This window comes from Dysgonomonas gadei ATCC BAA-286 (assembly GCF_000213555.1).
In the GTDB taxonomy this organism is placed as follows: Bacteria; Bacteroidota; Bacteroidia; order Bacteroidales; family Dysgonomonadaceae; genus Dysgonomonas; species Dysgonomonas gadei.
In genome coordinates this window covers 274,655-297,859 of sequence record NZ_GL891981.1, presented here as the reverse complement: position 1 = coordinate 297,859, position 23,205 = coordinate 274,655, and the positions used below count along the sequence as shown (strand labels likewise).

Here is a 23,205-nt window from a genome sequence, read left to right as displayed (position 1 = left end):
AGTAAATTAATTCATTATATGCTTTTCTTTACGAATGATTAAATTAAGGATAACGGGTCTGAGTAAAATAATTTTTCATGGTGATAAATATTAAAATTAACAATGATATAATTGGATAAATCTGTACTTTGCCAACTGCGGGGAACTTTCATTTTCTGTGTTTCAGTCGGGAATTTTTCATACCATTTCTGAAAAAAACCTTTGTCATTTTTCAGATCCCGTTCATATTTGCCTCTTTGTATTTTATTATTTTCTTCATATATTTTCAAATCCATTTTGCTTATCTCGTCCACTTTTGATTTAAATGAAGGCACTGTATTCATCATTTCCGGGCTAGTCCATGTCTCGGCAACCGCACCACCCCAAGAAGAAGATACAAGCCCTATCGGAATATTTGTATTCTTACTTATTTCGCGTCCAAAAAAGTAGCCTACCGCAGAAAAATCACCAACCGATGCAGGAGAACAAACCTTCCATTCTCCTTTAACATTTTCTTGAGGTTGATTATTAATTTCACGCCCAACAGTAAACAGCCTTATGTTCGGATAGTTAGAGTCAGCTATTTCGTTTTGTGCATCATTCGAGTATTTAATGTTTGATTGTCCGCTGCACATCCAAACACCCCGACTAAAACGTTTTTGTATACGGTCAAATTAAAATCTCCTTTTACCGTTAAAGAGTACGGGCCTCCGTAAACAGATTCTTTTAAATAGACTTCCCATGTTCCTTCTTTGGAAGCCTTTACTTTAACTTTTTGTTCTTTAAATTCTACTTCAATCTTTTCTCCAGCATTAGCCCAACCCCAAATATGAATGGGTTGGTCACGTTGCAATACCATATTATCCGAAAATATATTAGGTAGCTTTACTTGAGCTTCTAGTGTCACAAAGCCTAAAGCAAGAAATAAAAAAAGTATCGTTTTCAAATTCAATCTCATATTCTTCATTTTTTATCTCTGAAATTTATAAATCGGAGAAAAGTAAGGTAATTGGCGTTATGCTGATTATCAGCTTGTCCGGTTTCATCGTCCCATGCCGTACGCGAAACAGCAATAATATCGTTTCCTTCGATCAGCCAATCCACATATTGGAATCCGTGTCTATTTATATCTTTATCATGTAACAGTATGTCTTTTACATGCCAGTTGATTAAATCGTCGGACCAAGAAAGAGCAATTGTATTACGTATCCTTTCCACATTACCGCCTCTATCTTCGGGTAAGACATAATTACTTAAAGTCCAATATTTTTTAGTTAGTTCATCATAACGTACAGTAAACTTTTTACATGCTCCGGGCAAATCTGCAAATCCTTTTTGTGGATCGAAAGATATTTTTTTGCCATCCTTCGACACATCCATTACAGCAGCTTTATCGTCAGCCGGATAATGTACGCGAAGTATATTTTTCATTGAATTATCTTTGGCTACGACAGCATTCCCTTCAAGCCAAGCGGATGCTCCTTCAAGCCAACTTCCGTCGAAATCCATTTTATTGGTCATAATCCAGTTCTCAGCTTTAAGCAAATCCGATTTTTCTTTTGCAGACAGCATGAATGCACGAAAGTTTCCCCAACCATCCACTTTAACGCGATCTTCCATAGCCCGCCAAATTCTGCCTCCATGAAAAACGACAGGAACAGGTGCTGTATGATAAAAGCCTTCAAATAATAATCCATTATTTTTATCGGTAGGTTGCGTCCAAGTGTAACCACCATCAAGAGATTTCATAATAACACAATCGCCGAAACCACCCCCGCCCTTAGGCCTTACCCCGAAAAGGTATAATTCTTTACCTCTTGTAAATAGAGTCGCCCAACAAAGTCGTTCGATAGAGGCACATCGTGTCCATGTTTGCCCCTTATCGAGTGAACGATAAACGAAAGCGTCGGAAATACGTCCTTTGCCAAAATAATCATGTGAGGCTATATAAGTGCCATCTTCGAGTACTGTAATACTAGGAGAACCAACATAGCGATGTGTTGAAGCTTTCGAGTTATGTATAACTGTCCCAGGAGGTAAAGTGAACGTCTTTCCCGTTAGTTTTTTAATAAGGTCTACTTCTTCTTGCCTGAATGGAGTTCCGTCTTTGCGTAAAATATCGTGAAACCATAGGGCTGGCTCACTTCCGTCCGCTATTGGTTGATCCCATGCAAAAATAGTATTCGTTTTGCCGGCAACAAAGCCCCAGTTGATTGCACCCACATTATTCGCTTTGAGCATGGGCATTATCTTTTCAAAAGTACTTTTATCGCGTCTGTTCATGTATTCTGTACAAATCAACGGACGGTGATATTTTTTCAACTCATCAATTTCCTTTTGATGAGATATAGAATCCCGATAGTTGTGATAGGTTATAATATCTGAATTAGCTAACAAAAAGGCCTTCATTTCAGGGGTGCTTCCTCCCCATATTCCGGAACTCAACGGTTGGCTCGGATCTATTGTTTGCGCCCATTGGAATACCTGCTTCAACAAGGGTAAACTTTTGTTTTTATAACCGCTGTTTCCTGCTTCGTTGTACAAATCCCAAAAGACAATGCGTTTGTCACCCTTAAACGAAGTCAAAATATCTTTTACATAAGGTTCTAATGTTTTAGAAACCATTGTTGTGTCTTCAAATAATAAATCTCCGGGATCGCGTACCCATCCGGAATTATGCACTCCGGGCTTAGGTTCAGGTTGTTTCCCGGCTGTATATCGGGCATTCCAACAATCATCAAAAAATACGAATATGGTAGATATTCCATATTTATCAGATATGGACAAATATTCTCTTATTCTGTCTTTAAATCCATCTTTATCGTTTACCCAGACTAAATGATGAAGATAGACCCGCATGCAGTTCAGCCCCATATCGGAAGCCCACTTTAACTCACGGTCGATAGTTACAACATCGAAAGTTTCTTTCTGCCACATCTCCAATTGGTTTACGGCTGTACTAGGCTGAAAATTACACCCTCTGAGCCATCCCCATTGCTTATACCATTCATTAACCTGCTTTTCGGACATTTGCGGTCGTGGATTTTCACGTTGCAAAGCCTGCACAGTTATGCTCGTTATAATAAAAAACAATGTCAGATAAAGCGTTATGGATCTTCTCATATTCTAATTCTTTAATATTTTAAAATCGAATAATGGTCCGGCTACCGACTTCTCGTTAATAGCCTTGAAAGTTATTCGTACTTTACTTTTCCCTTTTGTAAGTTCTGTCGGTATATGGTAGGTTTTGTCTATAAATTTATTGCCCCACCAATGAATAATCACTGTGGCAATCGGCGTACCATCCACCTCTATATCAAACTTATAAATATCACCCAAATTACCCCAAAAAGTAGCTGCCAAGTCCTGCGGTATATCAGGCAATACATTCATGTCAAATGAAAAAGTTCCGCCATCAACAGCTTTACGGAATTTTTTCCCGTTTATTTCTCCTGTTTCAACTTTGTCCCCTGTAAAATTATGATCTCTTTCAGGTTGCATTTCTCCCGGTCGGAAATGTGAAACAGTTTGCTCTTCAAGCCAACGGGCATGATCTTGTTTCATAAGGATGGTCTTTTCCCGTTCAGCCCAATCTGCAGGTGTATAATGTTCGAAATAGACCATCATCTTATCGCTTACCATCCGGTAATATGGTTTCATCTTTACGGTGTAAGGTTGAGAAGCTTTCAAATTAAATTCTAAAGGCGTGTCGGTCAACTCTAAAACCAGAGATGCATCATTATAATTATCTGTTATAATTACAGGAAATAAAGACTCTTTTTCATTGTCCAGCACTGCCGACAAAACGATCGGTCCATAAAGGTAAGCCCTTAGATTGGTGTCGCCCAATGCCGCTTCCGATAATAGGCGTTTAGGCAACACATAACAGATATCATCATTGTTTTTCCATTTCCGAGTCAGTTGGATATAATTACCCGGCGATGAATTTATCTCAACTCTTTTACCGTTTACAAACAGTGAAAAGCCATCTTGTGCCCATAATGGATAACGAATATTTACAGTAAATTCCTGAGTTTTTTTTGCTTTTATTTTATATCGCACCGTATCCGATTCAGGGAAATTGGTGATTTGTTCTATAACCATATTTCTATCTTTCCAATCAAGCTTTGACGGAATAAAAAGGTTAATAAAAAGATTTTTATCCTTGTCTGAAAAATAAATAAATTCTCCATAACGGGCATGGTTTTCCAGCCCTGTGCCCACACAACACCAAAACGAATCGAACGGAGTAGAAAATCCTCTTCGGGAACCTGCCGCCAAAGGAGACATATAGCATACCATTCCGTCTTGGGGATTTTGTGATGCCAATATTTGGTTATACAAGGCACGCTCGTAATAATCAGCCTTTTGGATATCAGGTTGCAGGCTGAAAAGGTGCTTAGTCAATTTCAGCATATTATATGTATTACAGTTTTCGCAGGTTTTATCTGTAATACGGTCGTAGGTACGTCCTGCCACACCAAAATGTTCAGCCTCACTGTTCCCTCCAATCACATATGAATGGCTGTGAACCACTGTATTCCAGAAAAACTCAGCAGTTTTGAAGAGATCATCGTTTCCTGTCAATTCATATTCTCGGATAACGCCTATTACTTTCGGTATCTGAGTATTTGCATGTTTTCCGGCAAGCTCATCCACGCCTTTAGACAAAGGGTCGAGCACAGCTTTATGATTTAATCGAGTAGCTAAATTCAGATATTTTTTATTTCCGGTCAGTGCATACACTTCGGCTAATGATTCATTTATACCGCCATGCTCGCAAATTAAAATTTTCTGAATCTGTTCATCTGAAAGCCCTGAAAGCATTTTGTCTACACCGTCAGCTAAGTTTATATAAATTTTATAAGCCTGCTTATTCCCAGTATATTCGTATACGTCAATAAGCCCGGCAAAAAGTTTATGCATTGAATATAACGGAACCCATCCACCATTAAGGTCGAAGCCTTCAGTACGTATGTCTCCGGTACTTATTTCCGTGAAAAGCCCTTTAGCTCGAGGAAATGCCGCAACAATACCGTTCATTCCAAATGCCTGCTGGCATGAATCCAGTTCATTTATACTATACTTTATACGGTCATTCAGCTGTTCATTACCGGTAGAAGCATACATCATAGAGAGTGCCGACAAGTAATGGCCAAAAGTTTGTCCGGCTACCCCTTGGCTTTCCCATCCTCCATATTTGGGAGCTTTAGGCTGTAATCCTGATTCGCTTCTGAAACCACTTAAAAAACGATCGGGCTCGAACGATAGAAGCCACTTTTCGTCAAGCGACATCGCTGACATGAAAGGACTGCTTGTCAACCGTACATCGGAAAGACTAAAAGGTTTTAGTCGATAGCGAGAGAAGAAAGTATCCTGCCCCATCAACAATGTTAATGGGGTAGATATATAGAATAACAGAATTATGCACGATACGATTCTAGTCTTTCTCATATTATGGATTTAAAGAGTTGAAAAACTTTTTGGAAACCACAAATACTGTCCCATGTTTAGCTTTAGGAGGAAAAACGACGGTATCTGAAACATCCTCCCACTTTTGCATATCTTTAGATCTTACTGCACCGTATTTTTTGTCAACATATTTATCGAAATATACATACACATACTCTCCAATCCTTAAAGGGGATGCGCCTTCAGCCCAGTAATTACCGGTTATAGGCGGTGACACTGTTGCCGGAAAATTATACGGAATTTTCCCTGACGTCACTCTTATATTCTTTTCTTCCGGCTTGAGAGTTTCGTTTTTGACAAACAGATAGAACGTGTCATTGTCATGCAATATCGCTCCGTCAATGACATTGAATCCGGGATCGAAATACAGTTTTGTATCGCTAAATGTTTTAAAATCCTTTGTAGTTGCGTAATACAACCTGTGATTTAGTCCTTTTTCTATTTCAGGATTTTCTGTTTCATGAAAAGCTCCCGGTATAGTTGAAGACCAAATAATATAGAACACCTTAGCCCCTTTGTCATAAAACAATTCCGGCGCCCAAGAATTTCTCGTTCCTTCGAACTTGTCCATTACAGGTATCTGCCTTTGTTCAGTCCAATTTTTCAAATCTTTAGACGAGGCATAGCCAATACCCTGATCCCACCATCCGGAAGTCCATACCATGTGGAAAGTACCGTCCGTATCTTGCACAATGCTTGGATCTCTCATTAGTTTATCTTTACCCACCTGAGGCATAAGGAAAGATTTTCCGTCTTTTAACGCCTCCCATTTTAAGCCGTCGAGACTGTAAGCTAAATGTAACCCATCTTCGCCGTTGTCTGTAAAGTAAGAAAACATGTAGACCGTCTCTTCTTTAGCCTGTTCGGCAGGTTTGCAAGCATACACAATAAATGCAATAAACAGAATAAATTTATATTTCATAATATGTATATGTAGTTAACTATCAGCTTAAAATACAGAAATAGTGAAACTGTAATGATATTCTTTTCCCTTGAAACGATATTCATCTAAAGGCTGAGCCCCCCAAGAATTAAGACCTGCTACTCCACGCTGAAACAAGTCAACATTCAGTACTACCTCTTTGCGAGAAATGATATCCGACCAATGCTGCTGCTTTTTAGTCATTCCCGGATCAAGATCTTCTGAACGGTTGTTGGTTGCACTTACCGACAGAGGTTGCGCTCCGTATATTTTGATACCGTTTCCGTCTTTATCTTTCAGTGTCAGCCAGCGCACATCTGTTTTGTTGCCTGTCTCCTGCGGACGATAGTATGGATATGCCTGATCTTCAACTTTACCGTTCCAGACTCCTATAAATGTATCTGCATTACGGTCGACATAGTTTTCCCATGGGCCGCGGCCATACCAGGTAAAGTCATTGTATTCTTTCGGTAAAATCATGGTCATACCAAATCTCGGCAGTTCAGGCAAATCATCAGACAGTGCTTTATATTTAGCCGTTACATTTAAGCTGCCATCGGTATTCACCGTATATGTCAGATCAACTTTTGCCTCTATACCTCTCAACTTAGCTTCATAATTGAAGGCATGCACATCGTTAATCTCTTGTGTACCCACATATTTGTACATTACATTATGACCGGCACTCTCCCACAAGCGGAGACTGTATTGGGACCATGAGCCAAAATCATTATCGGTCAGTGCCCGCCAGAAATTCAGGCTAGGCAGTTCGTTAAAGACTCTTTTTCCTTTATTGGTCATGTTTATAAGGGTGCGTCCGTCTCTTGTGGAAAACTCATAACTTATATCCCCGCTCTTCACCGTTACTTTATCGTCAAGCTTGTCTACGATAAGGTTACCCGAGTGTGTTGCATCCGTGAAATAATCATTCGAAGCATATGCAAATTCTTCTTTGGCAACTTCAAATCCGGCTTCTAAGAATGGTGTTTTTTCCTTATTGTAAGCATATACCTGCAAGAAATATTCAGTACCCTTCCGGGCTTCTGTTTTCGGTAAATTCAAGGTGATGTCTTTACGGCTGTCGGCAGGAACCAAGGCATTGAATTGTCCTTGTGCTGCCTCTTGCCCGTTTTTCAACAAGACCCATTTATAAGAGTAATTCTTGTCGGTAAGGTCGGTGAACTTATAGTCATTTATAACGGTTATAATTCCTTTATCCAGGTCTTTGGCTTTAAACAGAATGTTTTGATACACCTTTTTTACAATATGTGCATGAGGCATATATTGCTGATCGGGCGTAATAAGACCGTCCATACAGAAATTTCCGTCATTTTGCTTATTATAACCTTTGAGATCACCGCCGTAAGCCCAATATTTGCGTTCTTGTTCGTCCTGGGTTTTAAACCCGTGGTTGTACCACTCCCAGATAAATCCGCCCTGCATATTTTTACTGGAGCGTATCAAATCCCAATATTCCTGAAAGTTACCCATACTGTTACCCATCGCATGAGCATACTCGCACATAATGTAAGGACGTCCCAGATCTGTTGCCGCCTCTCGTTTCATCCTTTCCCACGACGGATACATTGGACAAATCACATCTGTATTTCGGTTGCTACCTGCTTGTTCATACTGTACGGGACGACTATTATCTCTGACTTTAGCCCAATCATACATATCGTAAAAAGCTTTGCCGTTACTGGCTTCATTTCCCAGCGACCAGAAAATAACCGACGGATGATTCTTATCCCGTTCTACCAAACGAATAATGCGATCCATGTGAGCGCCGTGCCATTCAGGAAAATTAGATACATTGTCTGGCCCATATCCCAGACCATGCGATTCAAGGTTGGCCTCATCTACAAGATAAATACCATATTCATCACACAACTTGTACCAAAGCGGAGGCTGTGGATAGTGAGATGTACGCACGGCATTAATATTCAGCTCTTTCATCAGTTGCAGATTGCGCATCATCACTTCACGGTTGACAACCTGTCCTGTATTGGTATTAAATTCATGCAGATTTACCCCTTTGAAATATATCTTTTTACCATTTATAAATATCTGACCGTCTTTTATCTCCACTTTTCTGAACCCGATTTTATGTGAAGTGGATTCTATTGTTGCATTTTTTTCATCTTTTAATGTTATAAGAAGCGTATAAAGATTAGGTGTTTCAGCAGTCCATTTTAACGAAGATTTTACTGTTCCGCTCAAAGACAAGTCTATCGTGTTATTACCCTCTATTCCTGTATTTTTAGTTTGTGAGAAAACTTTTTTATTGTCAGCACCCAGAATACTGACTTCTACTTTTCTATTTACGGAAGAAGAAGTATAATTCCTCAATTTTACGTTAATTGAGAATAACCCGTCCTTGTAATTTTTATCTAAGTCAGGGTGAGCAAAAAAATCTTCGATACGAGTCGGAGCTGTACTGTACAGATACACACTCCTGTTTATCCCGCCCAGACGCCACATATCCTGATCTTCGAGATATGAGCCGTCACTGAATTTATGAACCTGACAGGCCAAAGTATTTTTACCTGCTCGAATATACGGTGTAATATCAAATTCTGCCGGACTTTTAGTATTTTCGGTATAGCCTACTTCCTTGCCGTTAACCCATACATACATGGCATTTGTACCTCCGTCAAAATGTAGAAAAACACGTCTGCCGTTCCAATTTTCAGGAATATCAAACTGATGGCGATACGCGCCCACAGGAGAATCTTCTTTATTTATAAAAGGCGGATTTTTCTCAAATCCAAATCCAATATTTATGTACATAGGGATACCAAAGCCATTAAACTCCCAATTTCCGGGAACCGGCATTGTAGTCCACTTACTGATATCATAATTTTCGTTATAAAATCCATTCGGAATTTCAGACACTTTGGGAACCCAATAGAATTTCCATTGTCCGTCAAGAAGAGAATAATAAGGAGACGCGGCATAACTATCCTTGGCGGCAGACTGCTCGTCAGCATAGGGGATGGATGTTGCCCGAGTATTTTCTTTATTTACGGCAAACACTTCCGGATTTTCCCAGTTAGGTTTACGGTTTTGTGCTGTTAATCCCAGTGTTGTTAACAATAACATTACGCTTAAGATGTTTTTCATAACAAGGTTTTATTTATCTATTTTATTTCTATTGTTTTAGTCACTGATTTTAGCCATGGGGAAGAAAATTGAATACTCAAACTGCCGGCTTTCCCCGTTGCTTGTATATATGCAATTATACGTCCATGAAACACACGCTGTTTATTGTCTGTATAATCGCTCATATCTTCGTTGTTACCCGCTTCTAATCCTAATAACTTCGCTTGACCTTGCAATCGGCAGGTCACTTCATTGTCGGACAACATCACAGGTATTCCGTCTTTATCTACAACTTGGACCACAATTTGAGCCAATCCCCGATCCTTAGAAATCACCGTCTCTCCCGATATTATTTCTAGGGCATAAGGCTGTTGGGATGACCGAAGTGTATAAGAAGACAACTGCTTACCTTCCTTATCCAGACCTATTACCTCTAAGCGACCGCTTTGATAGGGTATATCCCAATAAATAATCCCTGTATTATTATCATAATCCTTTGTTATACCCACTTCCTGCCCGTTCAGCATCAGTTTTGCTTTAGCCGCATTGGTATAGCAAACAACACGAACACTTTGTCCTTCTTCATAATTCCAAACAGGCCAAGCGTCCATTGACGGTGTTTTTTCTTCATAATCTCCCTTTTCGTTTTCGGCATCCAACTGAGACCAGACGTCTTTCATCTGACTTTTACTGCCTTTACCCGGAGTGGGATACGTTCCTAAATAAGCCATCGGTTTGTCTGACCATAATGATTGACGAAAATAACCTCTGGGTTTAATAAAGCCTCCGAAATCGAGCAGACCTGAATAAAACCCGCGAGAGGGCCATCGTCCCGACTCTCCCAAGTAATCAATTCCTGTCCAAAGAAATTGTCCAAAAATAAACTCTCTGTCCGTCACGGCTTTCCACGCCGATAGTTCATGACGATTTTCACTGCCGTATATTACTCGCTCAGGATATCTTCTGTGATCGGAATCATACATCCCCTCAGTATAATTGTATCCGGCAATATCCAAAGCACCAGGATAATCTGTTTCGTTTGACATAGCCACCCCCGCAAGTCCGGCTGTTACTGGACGAGACGAATCATACTCCTTTACAACTTTCACCAAGCGTTTGGCAATATCACCTAAACGCATGGCATCGGGTGCATCTTTTTTGTATCCTCCGAACATGGCCTGCGTAAACCCGGTTGCTTTATCTCCATCCAAAACGGGATGAGAATATGGATCGTTAGGATAATCAACCTCATTACCAATACTCCATGCAAATATAGAAATATGATTACGATCGCGACGAACCATATCGGCTAAATCTTTCTCTCTCCACTGTTCAAAAAAATCAAAATTCCCATCAAACTGAGGCGCTCCTACATTCCAGCCTTCTATCCATTTACGTTTAGGAAACTCCCATTCGTCAAAAGCCTCATTCATAACTAACAACCCCAACTCATCACACAAATCATACAAATCCGAAGCTTGAGGATTATGGCTGGTTCGAATGGCATTAACACCTACTTCCTTAAGCGTCTGTAATCTTCTTTTCCACACCTCACGAGGAACAGCAGAACCTAATACCCCTGCATCATGATGTAAACAAACACCCTTAACCTTGAGCCATTCCCCGTTGAGTGCGAATCCCTTATCGGGACTAAATGTATATGTTCTAAAACCTGTTTTTGTCGAAGATATATCGATAACTTTTCCGTTCTGCACAAGAGATGTTTTCAATGTATATAAATAAGGATTATCTATACTCCACAAATGAGGGCCGTTCAATTTTAATATCATTCGGGATTTCTCTTTTTTATTTGCCTGTATTCGTATTTTATTGTTAGTCTTAGCTACAATTTTTCCGTTCAAATCCAATAATTCGCTCTGAACCTGAATATCCGCATCGGACGTACTCTCGTTCAGTATTTCCGATTCCAGATGGAGTAATCCTTTATTTTTTTCTACTGTCGGATACGCATACACTCCCCACTGAGATGTATGTACCGAATTAGCATATACCAACCACACATCACGATAAATACCTGATCCTGTATACCAGCGCGAATCGGCAGACCTGCTGTGATCGACCCGTACTGCAAGAACATTATCTTCTCCGTATTTTATATAAGGAGTTGCATCATAAGCAAATGAGACATATCCGTTTGGACGCTTACCCAACAAATAGCCATTGATGTATACTTCGCTACGATTATAAATACCCTCAATATATATATAAACCTTCTCTCCTTTTCTTTCTGCCGGAATATTTAAGGTTTTACGATACCAACCTATCCCTCCGGGAAGATATCCTGTACAACTGGCCAAAGTAGGACTTAACTGCTCCTTTACGCTCCAATCATGAGGTAGATCAACCGATCTCCACCGACTGTCGTTATACGTAAACTCATTGGCTTTAGCTTCATCTTTTAACACAAATTTCCATCCGTCATTTAATTTTAATGAATATCCGAATGACAATTGAGCAAACGTATGAGTTGAAACGAAACTAATTAAACAGAGCAGGATAAATTTACAGGTCTTCATTATTTTTATATGGTATTATATTTATTGCTTTATCAAAATTGAAATACAACTTATTACAGCATAATATTAACAAAAAAATATTTCAATGTCAGATTTAATTATTGCAAATATAATTAACTAAATCGTTTTAGTAAACACTTTCGATTTATTTAACAATTTTAAACATATAGTATTGATCGGGGCTTTTCAGGCATTTACAAGACAAGTCTTATCTAGAGCTAAGTAAGAGAAATTCCAAGTTAAAATATACTCAGAAAATAGACAAAGTTTTTATATAATAAAAAAACATTTAAATAATTTATATTGATAGAGTTTTCATGAGTAACTTTTTTGTGTACATTTGTTTGTTATATACTGAAAATCATTTTAAATATAAAGAAATAAGATGACCAGGGTTTCCATAAAGCATATTGCCGAGCTATTAAAAGTTTCTCCATCAACAGTTTCTTTCGTATTGAACGGAAAAGAGAAAGAAGTTGGTATAAGTCAGGAACTTGCAAGCAAAGTAAGACAGGCAGCAAAAGAATTAAACTATATGCCAAATATGGCAGCCCGAAGTCTGCGAACCCGAAAGACTAAAACGATTGGGTTGATTGTCGCAGACATTTCAAATCCGTTCTTTTCGAAATTAGCTAGATTTGTAGAAAATATAGCTACTAAAAATAAATATCAAGTAATATTCGGCAGTTCAGATGAGTCTAATGTAAATTTTCAAAATCTTTGTAATCTGTTTCTAGGCAAAGGTGTAGATGGAATGATAGTTGTGCCGCCTTTAGGGGGATACGAAACGTTGAGCAAATTATTAGAAAACAAAATGCCGCTGGTGGTTATTGACAGAGAAGCAGAAAATACGCCTATAAATACAGTAATAATGGACAATTCGAAGGCTGCACACATATTAACTTCCCAACTGATTAAAAATGGTTGTAAAAAAATAGGATTAATTGGACACAACAAAAACTTCACGAATGTAATTGCGCGATTAGAAGGTTACAAAAAAGCTTTGGAAGATAACAACTTAGAATTTTACTCTGAGCTCGTGCAATTTGTAGATTTGGATAACTTTGAAGAGAATATTGAAAAAGCAGTAGATGTATTATTGAAGAATAAAATAGACTCCGTCTTATTTACCACAAGTAAATCGGGACGAAAATCACTGTTTGTCCTCAAAAAGCGATCATACCTCAAGAAACTGAAATATGCAAGTATAGACCTCTTCGAGGAATGTGAACTGTCCGACATCACTTTATTTTCCATTGAACAGCCGTTGGATATTATGTGTGAAAAAGCCCTGACGATTTTATTCAAACAAATTGATGATCCTAAGTATCAGACAATAGAAAGGATCATACTATACCCTCCCCAAATAAAAAAGCTGGATTAAGAACACTATAAGTAACCTCGAGAAAATCTTATGAAGTACTATGCTGCAAATAATAATCGAAAAGTAGTCCACTTAGTAATTGATTTCTATGTTAAAATCCAAACATTAAGTCTATGTTTTTTAGTTCAGAAATGAAAAATCTTTGCAATATGGTTCTCGTCGTTCTATGACGGCGAAAGTTCTATGAATTAATTTATTTCTGATATTATTAATAATCAACCATCCTTGTTTTCCCTCTTCCTTTTTTCGGTTATAGTATTCTCGGAGATCAGGATCATGTCTGGCTGCACATTTTGCAGCTTGAGTCAATAATGATTTTAATTCTTTATTTGCTATCTTACTAACCTGGGGTTGAAAGTTTTTAGAAGAGCCTGAACTCTTCCCAAAAGGAGCCATGTCTGTATAACAAGCATATTGTCTGGTGTTTATGAATCGGGTGAGATTCCCTGTATAAATGATCATTACCGAAGCATTTACAAAGGCAATACCAATTATACTTGTCAATAACTTGTAACTTTCAGCCAAAGCTAAGCCTTGCTCAATGCATTCAAGCATTTTATGCTCAACATACTTTATCTCTTTCTCTAGTCGGCGAACGTCCTGTATGTTTTTTTCATAAATAAATCGGGCTGTTACATTTCGCTTAATTACGGCACGCATCTCTATGGATGCTTGAGAAAGGCTTACTTTTGACTTGATAAGGCGTCCTCTAAATGCATATAAAAGTTGTAAGGATCTAAGACCTTTACTCAAAGGAGAATATTGTTTAGCTCTGTTTCTAAAATGGTAAGCATACAGAGCTAATTGTTCTGAGTCAATCTTATCGCTCTTTTTTCGCTGGATGCCCATGGATGACTTAATTTGCAAAGAAGAATCAATCCAAATGAATAAGCCTTTCTACGTTAAATATTCGCTTAACAGCTGGCTATGCAAACCAGTATGTTCTCCACAAAATATTCACTGGGAGAGAGGTATGCGAGTTTGTTGTTTTAGCCATGAGAGCATTTCTTTGAAACCCTCCTTGTTATTGGCAAATTGCCCATGATGAAACTCTGTTGTTCTCTCACACTCAAAAAAAAGATACATCAATCTTTAGTTTGGAAAAATCAATCCCAATAGATAAATTCTTCATGATTTTACTTTGCTTTAAATTGGAATTAACCAGAAAGCTGTTTTCTACTATTTCCCTTAGTAGGTACTGAACCTAGATTTCTATTTAGCAACTACAGCTTGACTAATAAAGGTCTGAATCAACTAATAAGGCTTGATCTTAGAAAAGTAGATAGTTCACCTTTATTAGTCGTTTATAATGTAATTCACGGTTTGTAAAACTAAACAAGAAGCACTTGTTTTTTAGAATGCAGACTATTAGTTTTTTACTTATACGAACGTATGTGCAGAAATAAGCTTAAAATGTCAATAGATTTTTCCTAATTTTTTCTAGATTTGTAATCAAAAGTTGCTCTTTGTATTTATGCAAAATAAAGTAGAGTACGGAAGGTTGCTAGTTTCTAAACCGTTACCTGTTAAGATAAATTTTATTGTAACTTGTTTGTTTTCAATTGGCAAGAATAATTACGATGCCTTCCAATGTGCGTGCTAAGCTTCTTTGTAATACCACACGAATCGGCAATTTCCTTCAAATAAGAATTCATGCGTTGATTAGTAGGTACAGGAAACAATACATTCTTTTCAATACAGTCAGGATGGTTTGCATATTTATCTATAAGCATCTTTGCTGCTGTTATTAAAGGAATATTACACATATTATTTGTTTTCTGTCTGTTCTTGCGAATCCACAATGAGCCGTTGTTGTCCTTTACCAAATGTTCAGACTTTAGTTGCTCAATATCCGAAAATGCCAATCCCGTGAAACATTGGAACAGGAAAATATCTTTGATTGTACTTAGTCTTTCAATAGAAAAATCCTTTTGAATAATGGAGTTCAATTCTTCCTGTGTCAGGAACTCGATATTAGTTTCCTCAAACTTGAATCGATAAGTCATAAAAGGGTCTTTCTGAATCCAATCATTAGAATACGCTATACGCATAATTTTCTTTACCTGCTTCAATCGCGTAATAGCTGTATTCTGTGCACAATTCTTCTCAGTCTTTAAAAAAGTATTGAATTTCTGAATGAAGGGTAGATCAATATCCTTTAGATTGATATCGGACATCTTATACTCTTTCTTTAAGAATTCCTTCAAATATCTTACTGTACCTTCGAAGCGGATAATTGTCTTTTGAGCATAACCTTTACCTTGTAATTGCTTGATCTCTTTATTATGCTCCTCAAAAACGTCAATAAGGGTTTTATGTTTCTCTTCAACACCACAAAAGCGGTTACATATCTCCTTTGCCGATATTTCGAGGTTATCGGCTTCGAGTTGTCTGTGGATATTCTGGATTTTAGCCCTGACCGTATCAATATACATATTGATCTCGGTAGATAGTTTGTCTTTGGTTTTAAGCTTTCCTTTGGTCTGATCCCAATTTTCTACTAATGCACTTCTTCGGACAAACATTTCACAGAATCGTTTATCTACAGTGATTCTCATGGCGATAGGGGCTTCTCCGTTTGCTTTGATTTTATTCTTTTTGAGAAAGAATAAAACATGGAAGGATTTTTGATTCATTTTACTACTTTTTTTTGTGGTTAAAATTACGTTTAAACCATCAAGTAGCTATGAGGTAAGTTGCTGACAAATAATGACTAATACTCAAAATCGTGGACCATTTTTCTGTCTCTTGCTTGTCCACGATTTAGGCATGTATGTACTGTCGTAAATTGCCCTTTTTTGCCTATTTAGACAAAAGAAAAAACCTTGACTTTCTACTGAAAATCAAGGTTTTACTTCTTTTTGCATCATTTGCTAGTGATCCCGCTGGGGCTCGAACCCAGGACCCCATCATTAAAAGTGATGTGCTCTACCTGCTGAGCTACGGAATCTCCCTGTTGCTTTATTAAAGCGAGTGCAAAGGTAATAGAAAATATTTATTATCCAAATTTATACTTCTAAAAAATGCATTATATAAAAAGGCTTATTACTCTTATCCCCACACGAAACGCCCATAAAACAATCATATACAAACGCTTACAACCAAATGCTCTCATTAACTAAAAAGTCATTTTTTTAGTTTTATTTCCGTTCCTTGACAAGCAAAAATTGATTTTGAAAAATCATTCGGAATACCCCGTTAAAAGAATCTGAATTATCCTTTTTTCTTTATAACCAGATTTATTGTCCTCAGCATATAGGAAGGATGCCTGATTTAGCGGATGGAACATAAAAACTCATAAATCGGTAATTCTCTCTACTATACAAAGATATATTTTACTAACTTTGTTTAAAGTCCTTTACTATAGATGAAAAGAATACTTTCCCTCGTTATACTATTATTTTGTATTAGTGCTGTTTTTCCAAAAATATCACAGGATACAACACTTATTTCCCTGTATAAATTAGTAGAGCATAAAGAGCTTTACATGACAGAGAAAGAAGAAGGAATATCTGAAATAAAAAAAATGTTCAAAACACCCAATATTACACCGGAGCAGCGATATGACATTAACCTTAAACTCTATAATGAATATAAAACTTACATATCAGATTCTGCAATTTATTATGCCAGAGAAAATACTGTGATAGCAGAAAAGCTAAATAATCCAGCTTGGGCATACGAATCTCAATTGGATTTAGTATCACTATATATCGTTGCGGGAATGTACATAGAAGCAATCGATATTCTTAAATCAATAAATAACAAGAATCTTTCCGACTGGCTATTGATAAAATATTACGATTGCTATAAACAATTATACAACTATTATTCAAATAATAACCCTTATACTCGCATATATATAGAAAAAAGCAAATTATATAGGGATTCTTTACTCAATGTTCTGGATGAAAAGTCCAATCACTATAAAATAGTATATGCTGAAAAACTATACGACGAGAATAAGTTGCTAGAAGCCAGACAGATTCTACAGAATCTTTTAAACCGGACAGAATCCGACACTCATGAAAAAGCCGTGCTTGCATATGCGCTTGCAAACATTTACAAAAAAGAAGGAAGCATCGGTTTACAAAAACACTATTATGCTATATCCGCTATCTGTGATATAAAAAATGCGATCAAAGAGAATGCATCCATGCAGGCCTTGGCTTCAGTCCTATATGAAACAGGTGAAGTAGAAAGAGCTTATGATTGCATAAAATCGTCGATGGAAGATGCAATGTTCTGCAATGCACGGTTGAGAACATATGAAGTATCTCAGATATTCCCGATTATAGACTCTGCCTATCAGGAGAATGTAAACAAACAAAAGTCTGAACTACAACTATTCCTCATTCTTGTCAGTATATTATCCATATTTCTGATTATAGCAATAATATATGTGTACAGGCAAATGAAGAGAGTTGCCCGTATACGCAAGGAACTTTATCACACTAACGTAAAACTGAATGGGCTCAACACTGATCTACAATCAACTATTAATCAACTAAATGACGTCAACAAGGAGCTCTCTGATGTAAATAATGAACTATCAGAAGCAAATCAAATCAAAGAAGCATATATAGGACATTTCCTTGATTTATGCTCGACATACATTAATAAACTCGAAAAGTATCAGAATACACTCAATAAAAAAGCGGTGGAGAAGAAGTTGGATGAACTATACAAGATATTAAAATCCAGAGAGATGATTGACAATGAATTGAAAGAGCTTTATGAAAACTTTGACAATATATTTTTACATTTATACCCTAACTTTGTTGAGGAATTTAACTCCCTATTGGTGAGAGACGGACAATTTATACTAAAACCAAACGAACTATTAAACGTAGAACTTCGTATATTTGCATTAATAAGACTGGGAATAACCGACAGTTCCAAAATTGCAAGTTTTTTACACTATTCTGCAAATACCATTTACAGCTATCGCACCAGAGTTCGGAATAAAGCCGCCGTACCCCGCGAAGAATTTGAATCTATGGTAATGAAAATAGGCATAATAAAGAAGAATTAAGGCATACCACATCCATATTTTTCAACACCTTCAAAGCATTTAAATATCTGTAATTTAAATATTTAACAATTTACGTTATCTATATTTTATCCATGTGGATTTTCTTTACTTAATAACTGCTTATATTTTTGCTTGTAAGAGGTTAGGTCCATTTTCAGTCTCCAAAACTGAAGAAACTATGTTAACCATAAACAAGAAAAATTCATAAATCGTATAGACCATGAGAAAAGATCAAAAAAAGAAATGGGCATATGTGAGTAGAATAGGTTTACTTATTCTGACTTTACTTTTTACACTTCACTTATCTGCTCAAAACAAAAGAACAATTACAGGAACAATCCTCGATGAAAAAGGAGAAAGTATCATAGGGGCATCCGTTGCAGTAAAAGGTACCGCCAATGGCACTATTACGGATATCGATGGTAAATTCTCTCTCGATGTAAATGAGAATGACATTCTGGCCATAACTTATGTAGGGTTCTTAGCACAGGAAATTCCGGTAACTGGCAAATCCAACCTGCAAATCGCCCTGAAAGAAAATGCGGAGATGCTGGACGAAATTGTAGTAGTAGGTTATGGCGTAATGAGAAAAAGAGACTTAACCGGAGCAGTTTCTTCCATCGATTCAAAATCGATGCAGGATAAACCCGTCGCCAATATCGGAGAAGCCTTGCAGGGAAGGGCTTCCGGTGTTCAGATCATAAATTCAGGTGCACCGGGCAGTAATGTTTCTATCCGTATAAGGGGAATAAGTACAATTAATAACAGTGAACCGTTATTAGTAATAGATGGCGTACCGACAGACCTTTCTTTAAACGCTCTCAATATGGACGATGTGCAAACAGTCGATGTATTAAAAGATGCTTCGGCTACAGCTATTTACGGATCAAGAGGTGCAAATGGGGTCGTTATTATTACAACCAAAAAAGGAAAATCCGGTGATGGTGTTGTATCATTCAGCGCCAATTGGGGTATACAGAATGCAACCAGCATGCCCGATATGCTAAATGCAAGTCAATTTGCGTCTTACCACAATGACATGATCGCAAATTATAGCGGGACGGAAAACCTGATGCAAAGACCCGATTTTGCTGATCCGACAACATTGGGAAAAGGAACAGACTGGATGGACGAATTGTTCCGGACAAGTACGATCCAGAATTACTCCGTATCTTATTCCGGCGGTACAGATAAGAGTAATTATTATGTATCAGCAGGTATTCTGGATCAGGAGGGGATTGTTACTGATACTTCTTATAAGCGGTATACCGTACAATTCAATGGGGAATCGAAAGTAAAACCCTGGCTTAAATTGGGCAATAATGTTACATTAAGCCATGATGCCAAAAAGCAGGGAAGCTACAGTATTCGCGATGCGATGGCCGCACAACCTACACAACCGGTTTACAATGAAGACGGAACTTATTCCGGCCCGGGCAATCCAGCATATTGGTATGGAGATATTAAGAATCCGTTAGGGAATGCAAAAGTCAACAGCCAAACTACCAAAGGCTATAATTTGCTGGGAAATATTTTTGCCGAGATCAATTTCTTCGATAAAGTTACTTTCAAAACGCTGGGTGGTATAGATTTTAAGTTCTGGGACAAGGAAAACTTTAGCCCTAAATACGATTGGAAACCGATTTCCCAACCTGAATCATACCGCTACGAAGAATCTAACAAAAGCCTCACTTACCTTTGGGATAATACCCTTACCTATATAGATACCTTCAACGAAAATCACCATCTGAATGTGATGATCGGCTCGAGTGCCCAAAACAATGTATACAATAAAATGAATGCCAGCGTACAAGGTTTTCTGAGCGACAAGAATAACCAGTTATCTAACGGTTTGAACCAACCGACAGTCGGCGGAACGAAGAATGACTGGGCGCTGCTTTCATTTATGGGCCGTGTAAACTATAACTATACTGATAAATATTTGCTGACATTAACCGTTCGTCGCGATGGCTCTTCTCGTTTCTCAAAAGACAATCGCTGGGGAACCTTCCCTTCCGTTGCAGCAGCATGGCGTCTATCGGAAGAAGCCTTTTATCAGAAGAACAAATGGGTAAACGATATAAAGGTAAGAGCTGGTTACGGAGTTACGGGAAATCAATGGGGTATAAATGAGTACGCCTATTTTACTAAACTAAAAACAGGACAATATGTATTTAACGGAACGCCTGTATCGACACTGTATCCGCTTGTAATGCCAAATCCGGATGTTAAATGGGAGACCGTAAAGCAATGGAATGCAGGGATTGACCTTTCACTGATCGACCAGCGTATTAATTTGTCATTAGACGGATATATTAAAAACACGACCGATATGCTGGTACCGATGGCGGTACCTATCACAACAGGATATTCGGATATCTATGTACCAAGTATTAATGCCGGAAAAGTGCGGAATACAGGATGGGAATTAACCATATCTTCCCGGAATCTGACGGGAGAACTGGAATGGAACACAGATTTGAATGTCTCTTACAATAAAAATAAAGTCATCAGCATGAATGAAGGTGTACCTCTATTTACCGGAGATGATATCAATATGACGAAAGTATTGGTAAATGCAGAAGGCAATCCAATCAATTCATTCTATGGCTATGTAACAAATGGTTTATTCCAGAACTGGGATCAGGTCAACAACGCCTCCATACAAGTTCCGGGAGGAACAGCACCGGGGGACATCCGCTTCAGTGATCTGGACAATAATGGGGTCATAAATGATAATGACCGTACATACATAGGTAATCCGACTCCGGAATGGTCATTCTCGATGAATAACAGTTTTGCTTACAAAAGCTTCGATTTGCAAATATTCCTGCAGGGAGTAGCCGGTAATGATATTTACAATGCAAACCGTATCTGGCAGGAAGGAATGGCAGTACCTCAAAACCAAACAGCTAAAGTATTGGACAGATGGACAGGGGAAGGAACCAGCAATTCAGTACCAAGGGCTGTATACAGCGACCCGAATAAGAATGCACGCCATTCCAGCCGGTTTGTTGAAGATGGTTCTTATCTAAGAATAAAAAACCTGACATTAGGGTATACACTACCTCAAGCAATCTCAAAGAAAGCCTATTTACAAACAGTACGCATGTACATGTCATGCCAGAATCTCTATACCATGACAAAATATTCAGGATTCGATCCGGAAGTTGGAGCTAATGGTATAGACCTAAGTACATATCCGCTTACACGTACGATCAGCTTTGGAGTAAATGTCAAATTCTAAGGTTATAAATTTAATATTAAAGAAGAGAAAATCATGAAAAAAATAATATATACAGGTCTTATAATGTTAGCATCTTTACTGGTCTCCTGTTCGGATTTCCTTGATAAAGAACCTTATGAAGACCCTAGCGCAGAAGTATTGAGCGACAAAGAATCTGCCATCGCTTTAGTAAACGGGGCATATCAACCCCTCCAACGTCCTAAGCTCTATAATATGCGTATCTGGACACTCGATATTATTGCAGGCAACAGTGAAGTGGGTGCAGGAGGCGGTACGGATGGGATAGAGACTGTCGATATAGCCAATTTCGTGACTACTACCGACAATGCTGCAGCTTTGGATATCTGGCGTGGCCCCAATCCCGGTATCTTGTATTGTAATACGGTTTTAGAAAGTATTCCTTCTATGGATATCGATCAGGCTTTAAAAAACAGATGTATAGGGGAAGCAAAATTCCTGAGGGCACATTATTATTTCATTCTGGTACAACTATTTGGAAATGTGCCTCTAACAACTACTACTCCTAAACCGGGTGATAATCTCAAGCCAACCCGTACAGACAAGATGACCATTTACAACGAAGTAATCATTCCTGACCTGAAAGAAGCCATAGAGCTTTTACCTCCACGCGAAGAGTATTCGGGTAGTGACATAGGCCGTGCTTCCAAAGGAGCAGCCGCAGGTATGCTGGCTAAAGTTTACCTTACATTGGGGATGTATGATGAAAGCCTCAAAATGTGCAACATGGTGGAAAGCCTTGGTTATACATTAAATCCTGATTATAGCGATTGTTTCGGCGGTGAAGCCAAAAATAAGAATACATCGGAGTCACTTTTCGAAGTTCAATATTACGGGCTGACAAAAGCTGGTTTCTGGGATGATGAAAATCAGGCAAACTGGCTCAGCACCTATATGGGGCCACGAAATTCAGGATGGGTAGGAGGAGCCTACGGATGGAATCAGCCTACACAGGAATTTGTAGACCAATATGAGAATAATGATTTACGAAAAGACAAAACAATCCTGTATGAAGGATGTCCGTCTTTCGATAGTAAGACCTATAAGTCCAATATGTCAAATACAGGTTATAATGTTCGTAAGTTTTTGGTTCCGCTATCAATCTCAGCCGATTATAATACAAACTCGGCAAGTATCATCGTATTGCGCTACGCTGATGTATTACTGATGAAAGCCGAGGCCCTGAACGAATTAGGGCAAACATCTGATGCCGAAGAGCCGCTTTATCAGGTGAGAAAAAGAGCAGGATTAACCAACCGTGACGATGTGGAAGGGCTGACTCAGGACCAGATGCGCGACAAAATCAGACAGGAACGCCGTATAGAATTGGCATTCGAGGGACATCGCTGGTTCGACATGATACGTTGGGATAATGGGCAATATGCTCTTGATTTCCTGCATTCCATTGGTAAAATAAATGCTTCACAAAAGCACTTGCTCTTTCCGATTCCACAAAAAGAAATAGACACAAATCCAAATCTGAAACAAAATACAGGATATTAATTTTTA

At 38.2% G+C, this 23,205-nt stretch carries 12 protein-coding genes, 1 tRNA gene and 1 pseudogene; 4 read left to right on the top strand and 10 right to left on the bottom strand.

Going from position 1 to position 23,205, the window contains the following annotated elements; genetic code table 11:
- Window positions 1-38 precede the first annotated feature (38 nt).
- The 7 genes and pseudogenes from HMPREF9455_RS20655 to HMPREF9455_RS07780 all read right to left on the bottom strand — a co-directional run bounded on the left by HMPREF9455_RS20655 (window position 39) and on the right by HMPREF9455_RS07780 (window position 12,012).
- Entirely contained in the window at window positions 39-614 is a 576-nt protein-coding gene (locus HMPREF9455_RS20655; RefSeq protein WP_006799099.1) for a sialate O-acetylesterase, read from the bottom strand.
- Entirely contained in the window at window positions 560-937 is a 378-nt protein-coding gene (locus HMPREF9455_RS20650; protein ID WP_006799098.1) for a hypothetical protein, read from the bottom strand. Before HMPREF9455_RS20650 ends, HMPREF9455_RS20655 begins: the two co-directional genes overlap by 55 nt.
- Before the next feature lie 1,097 nt (window positions 938-2,034).
- Window positions 2,035-3,102, bottom strand: a pseudogene (locus HMPREF9455_RS21940) (glycoside hydrolase family 2 TIM barrel-domain containing protein); the annotation flags it as partial.
- A gap of 3 nt (window positions 3,103-3,105) precedes the next feature.
- On the bottom strand, window positions 3,106-5,433 hold the full coding sequence (locus HMPREF9455_RS07795; RefSeq protein WP_006799096.1) for a glycoside hydrolase family 127 protein: 2,328 nt from the start codon (window positions 5,431-5,433) through the stop codon (window positions 3,106-3,108).
- A gap of 1 nt (window position 5,434) precedes the next feature.
- Window positions 5,435-6,373 carry a glycoside hydrolase family 43 protein gene (locus HMPREF9455_RS07790; RefSeq protein ID WP_006799095.1) on the bottom strand — a complete coding sequence of 313 codons (939 nt, stop codon included), beginning with the start codon at window positions 6,371-6,373 and terminating at the stop codon, window positions 5,435-5,437.
- A 27-nt stretch (window positions 6,374-6,400) separates the two neighbouring features.
- Window positions 6,401-9,496 (bottom strand): beta-galactosidase, LacZ type, encoded by a 3,096-nt coding sequence (gene lacZ, locus HMPREF9455_RS07785; protein ID WP_006799094.1) that lies wholly within the window; start codon window positions 9,494-9,496, stop codon window positions 6,401-6,403.
- Window positions 9,497-9,513: 17 nt separating this feature from the next.
- Entirely contained in the window at window positions 9,514-12,012 is a 2,499-nt protein-coding gene (locus HMPREF9455_RS07780; protein ID WP_006799093.1) for a glycoside hydrolase family 2 TIM barrel-domain containing protein, read from the bottom strand.
- 385 nt (window positions 12,013-12,397) lie between these two features.
- Between HMPREF9455_RS07780 and HMPREF9455_RS07775 the strand changes: the two genes are divergently transcribed.
- A complete protein-coding gene (locus tag HMPREF9455_RS07775) occupies window positions 12,398-13,396 on the top strand; it encodes a LacI family DNA-binding transcriptional regulator (protein ID WP_006799092.1) in 999 nt (332 codons plus the stop codon).
- A 120-nt stretch (window positions 13,397-13,516) separates the two neighbouring features.
- Here the strand turns inward: HMPREF9455_RS07775 and HMPREF9455_RS07770 are convergent, their stop codons facing one another.
- The 3 genes from HMPREF9455_RS07770 to HMPREF9455_RS07760 all read right to left on the bottom strand — a co-directional run bounded on the left by HMPREF9455_RS07770 (window position 13,517) and on the right by HMPREF9455_RS07760 (window position 16,346).
- Entirely contained in the window at window positions 13,517-14,245 is a 729-nt protein-coding gene (locus HMPREF9455_RS07770; RefSeq protein WP_006799091.1) for a transposase, read from the bottom strand.
- A 689-nt stretch (window positions 14,246-14,934) separates the two neighbouring features.
- Complete coding sequence (locus tag HMPREF9455_RS07765; protein WP_006799090.1) at window positions 14,935-16,032, bottom strand: phage integrase SAM-like domain-containing protein; 1,098 nt, start codon at window positions 16,030-16,032, stop codon at window positions 14,935-14,937.
- A gap of 241 nt (window positions 16,033-16,273) precedes the next feature.
- A tRNA-Lys gene (locus tag HMPREF9455_RS07760) sits at window positions 16,274-16,346 on the bottom strand.
- 417 nt (window positions 16,347-16,763) lie between these two features.
- On the opposite strand from HMPREF9455_RS07760, the gene HMPREF9455_RS07755 reads away from it, so the two are divergent.
- From HMPREF9455_RS07755 to HMPREF9455_RS07745, 3 genes are all read left to right on the top strand, one after another.
- Window positions 16,764-18,431: a DUF6377 domain-containing protein gene (locus tag HMPREF9455_RS07755; RefSeq protein WP_006799089.1), complete on the top strand. Its 1,668-nt coding sequence runs from the start codon at window positions 16,764-16,766 to the stop codon at window positions 18,429-18,431.
- 220 nt (window positions 18,432-18,651) lie between these two features.
- Window positions 18,652-21,678, top strand: coding sequence for a SusC/RagA family TonB-linked outer membrane protein (locus HMPREF9455_RS07750; protein WP_006799088.1), 3,027 nt, complete (start codon window positions 18,652-18,654; stop codon window positions 21,676-21,678).
- Between the two features lie 33 nt (window positions 21,679-21,711).
- Window positions 21,712-23,199, top strand: a complete 1,488-nt coding sequence (locus tag HMPREF9455_RS07745; protein WP_006799087.1) for a RagB/SusD family nutrient uptake outer membrane protein — start codon at window positions 21,712-21,714, stop codon at window positions 23,197-23,199.
- Window positions 23,200-23,205: the final 6 nt, after the last annotated feature.

What these genes read in the sequence shown, in the direction of transcription:
- HMPREF9455_RS07755 (WP_006799089.1), top strand. Translation starts at nt 16,764, where the DNA reads ATGAAAAGAATACTTTCCCTCGTTATACTATTATTTTGTATTAGTGCT.
- HMPREF9455_RS07780 (WP_006799093.1), bottom strand. Translation starts at nt 12,012, where the DNA reads ATGAAGACCTGTAAATTTATCCTGCTCTGTTTAATTAGTTTCGTTTCA.
- HMPREF9455_RS07765 (WP_006799090.1), bottom strand. Translation starts at nt 16,032, where the DNA reads ATGAATCAAAAATCCTTCCATGTTTTATTCTTTCTCAAAAAGAATAAA.
- lacZ (WP_006799094.1), bottom strand. Translation starts at nt 9,496, where the DNA reads ATGAAAAACATCTTAAGCGTAATGTTATTGTTAACAACACTGGGATTA.
- HMPREF9455_RS07745 (WP_006799087.1), top strand. Translation starts at nt 21,712, where the DNA reads ATGAAAAAAATAATATATACAGGTCTTATAATGTTAGCATCTTTACTG.
- HMPREF9455_RS07775 (WP_006799092.1), top strand. Translation starts at nt 12,398, where the DNA reads ATGACCAGGGTTTCCATAAAGCATATTGCCGAGCTATTAAAAGTTTCT.
- HMPREF9455_RS07770 (WP_006799091.1), bottom strand. Translation starts at nt 14,245, where the DNA reads ATGGGCATCCAGCGAAAAAAGAGCGATAAGATTGACTCAGAACAATTA.
- HMPREF9455_RS07790 (WP_006799095.1), bottom strand. Translation starts at nt 6,373, where the DNA reads ATGAAATATAAATTTATTCTGTTTATTGCATTTATTGTGTATGCTTGC.
- HMPREF9455_RS07795 (WP_006799096.1), bottom strand. Translation starts at nt 5,433, where the DNA reads ATGAGAAAGACTAGAATCGTATCGTGCATAATTCTGTTATTCTATATA.
- HMPREF9455_RS07750 (WP_006799088.1), top strand. Translation starts at nt 18,652, where the DNA reads ATGAGAAAAGATCAAAAAAAGAAATGGGCATATGTGAGTAGAATAGGT.
- HMPREF9455_RS20650 (WP_006799098.1), bottom strand. Translation starts at nt 937, where the DNA reads ATGAGATTGAATTTGAAAACGATACTTTTTTTATTTCTTGCTTTAGGC.
- HMPREF9455_RS20655 (WP_006799099.1), bottom strand. Translation starts at nt 614, where the DNA reads ATGTGCAGCGGACAATCAAACATTAAATACTCGAATGATGCACAAAAC.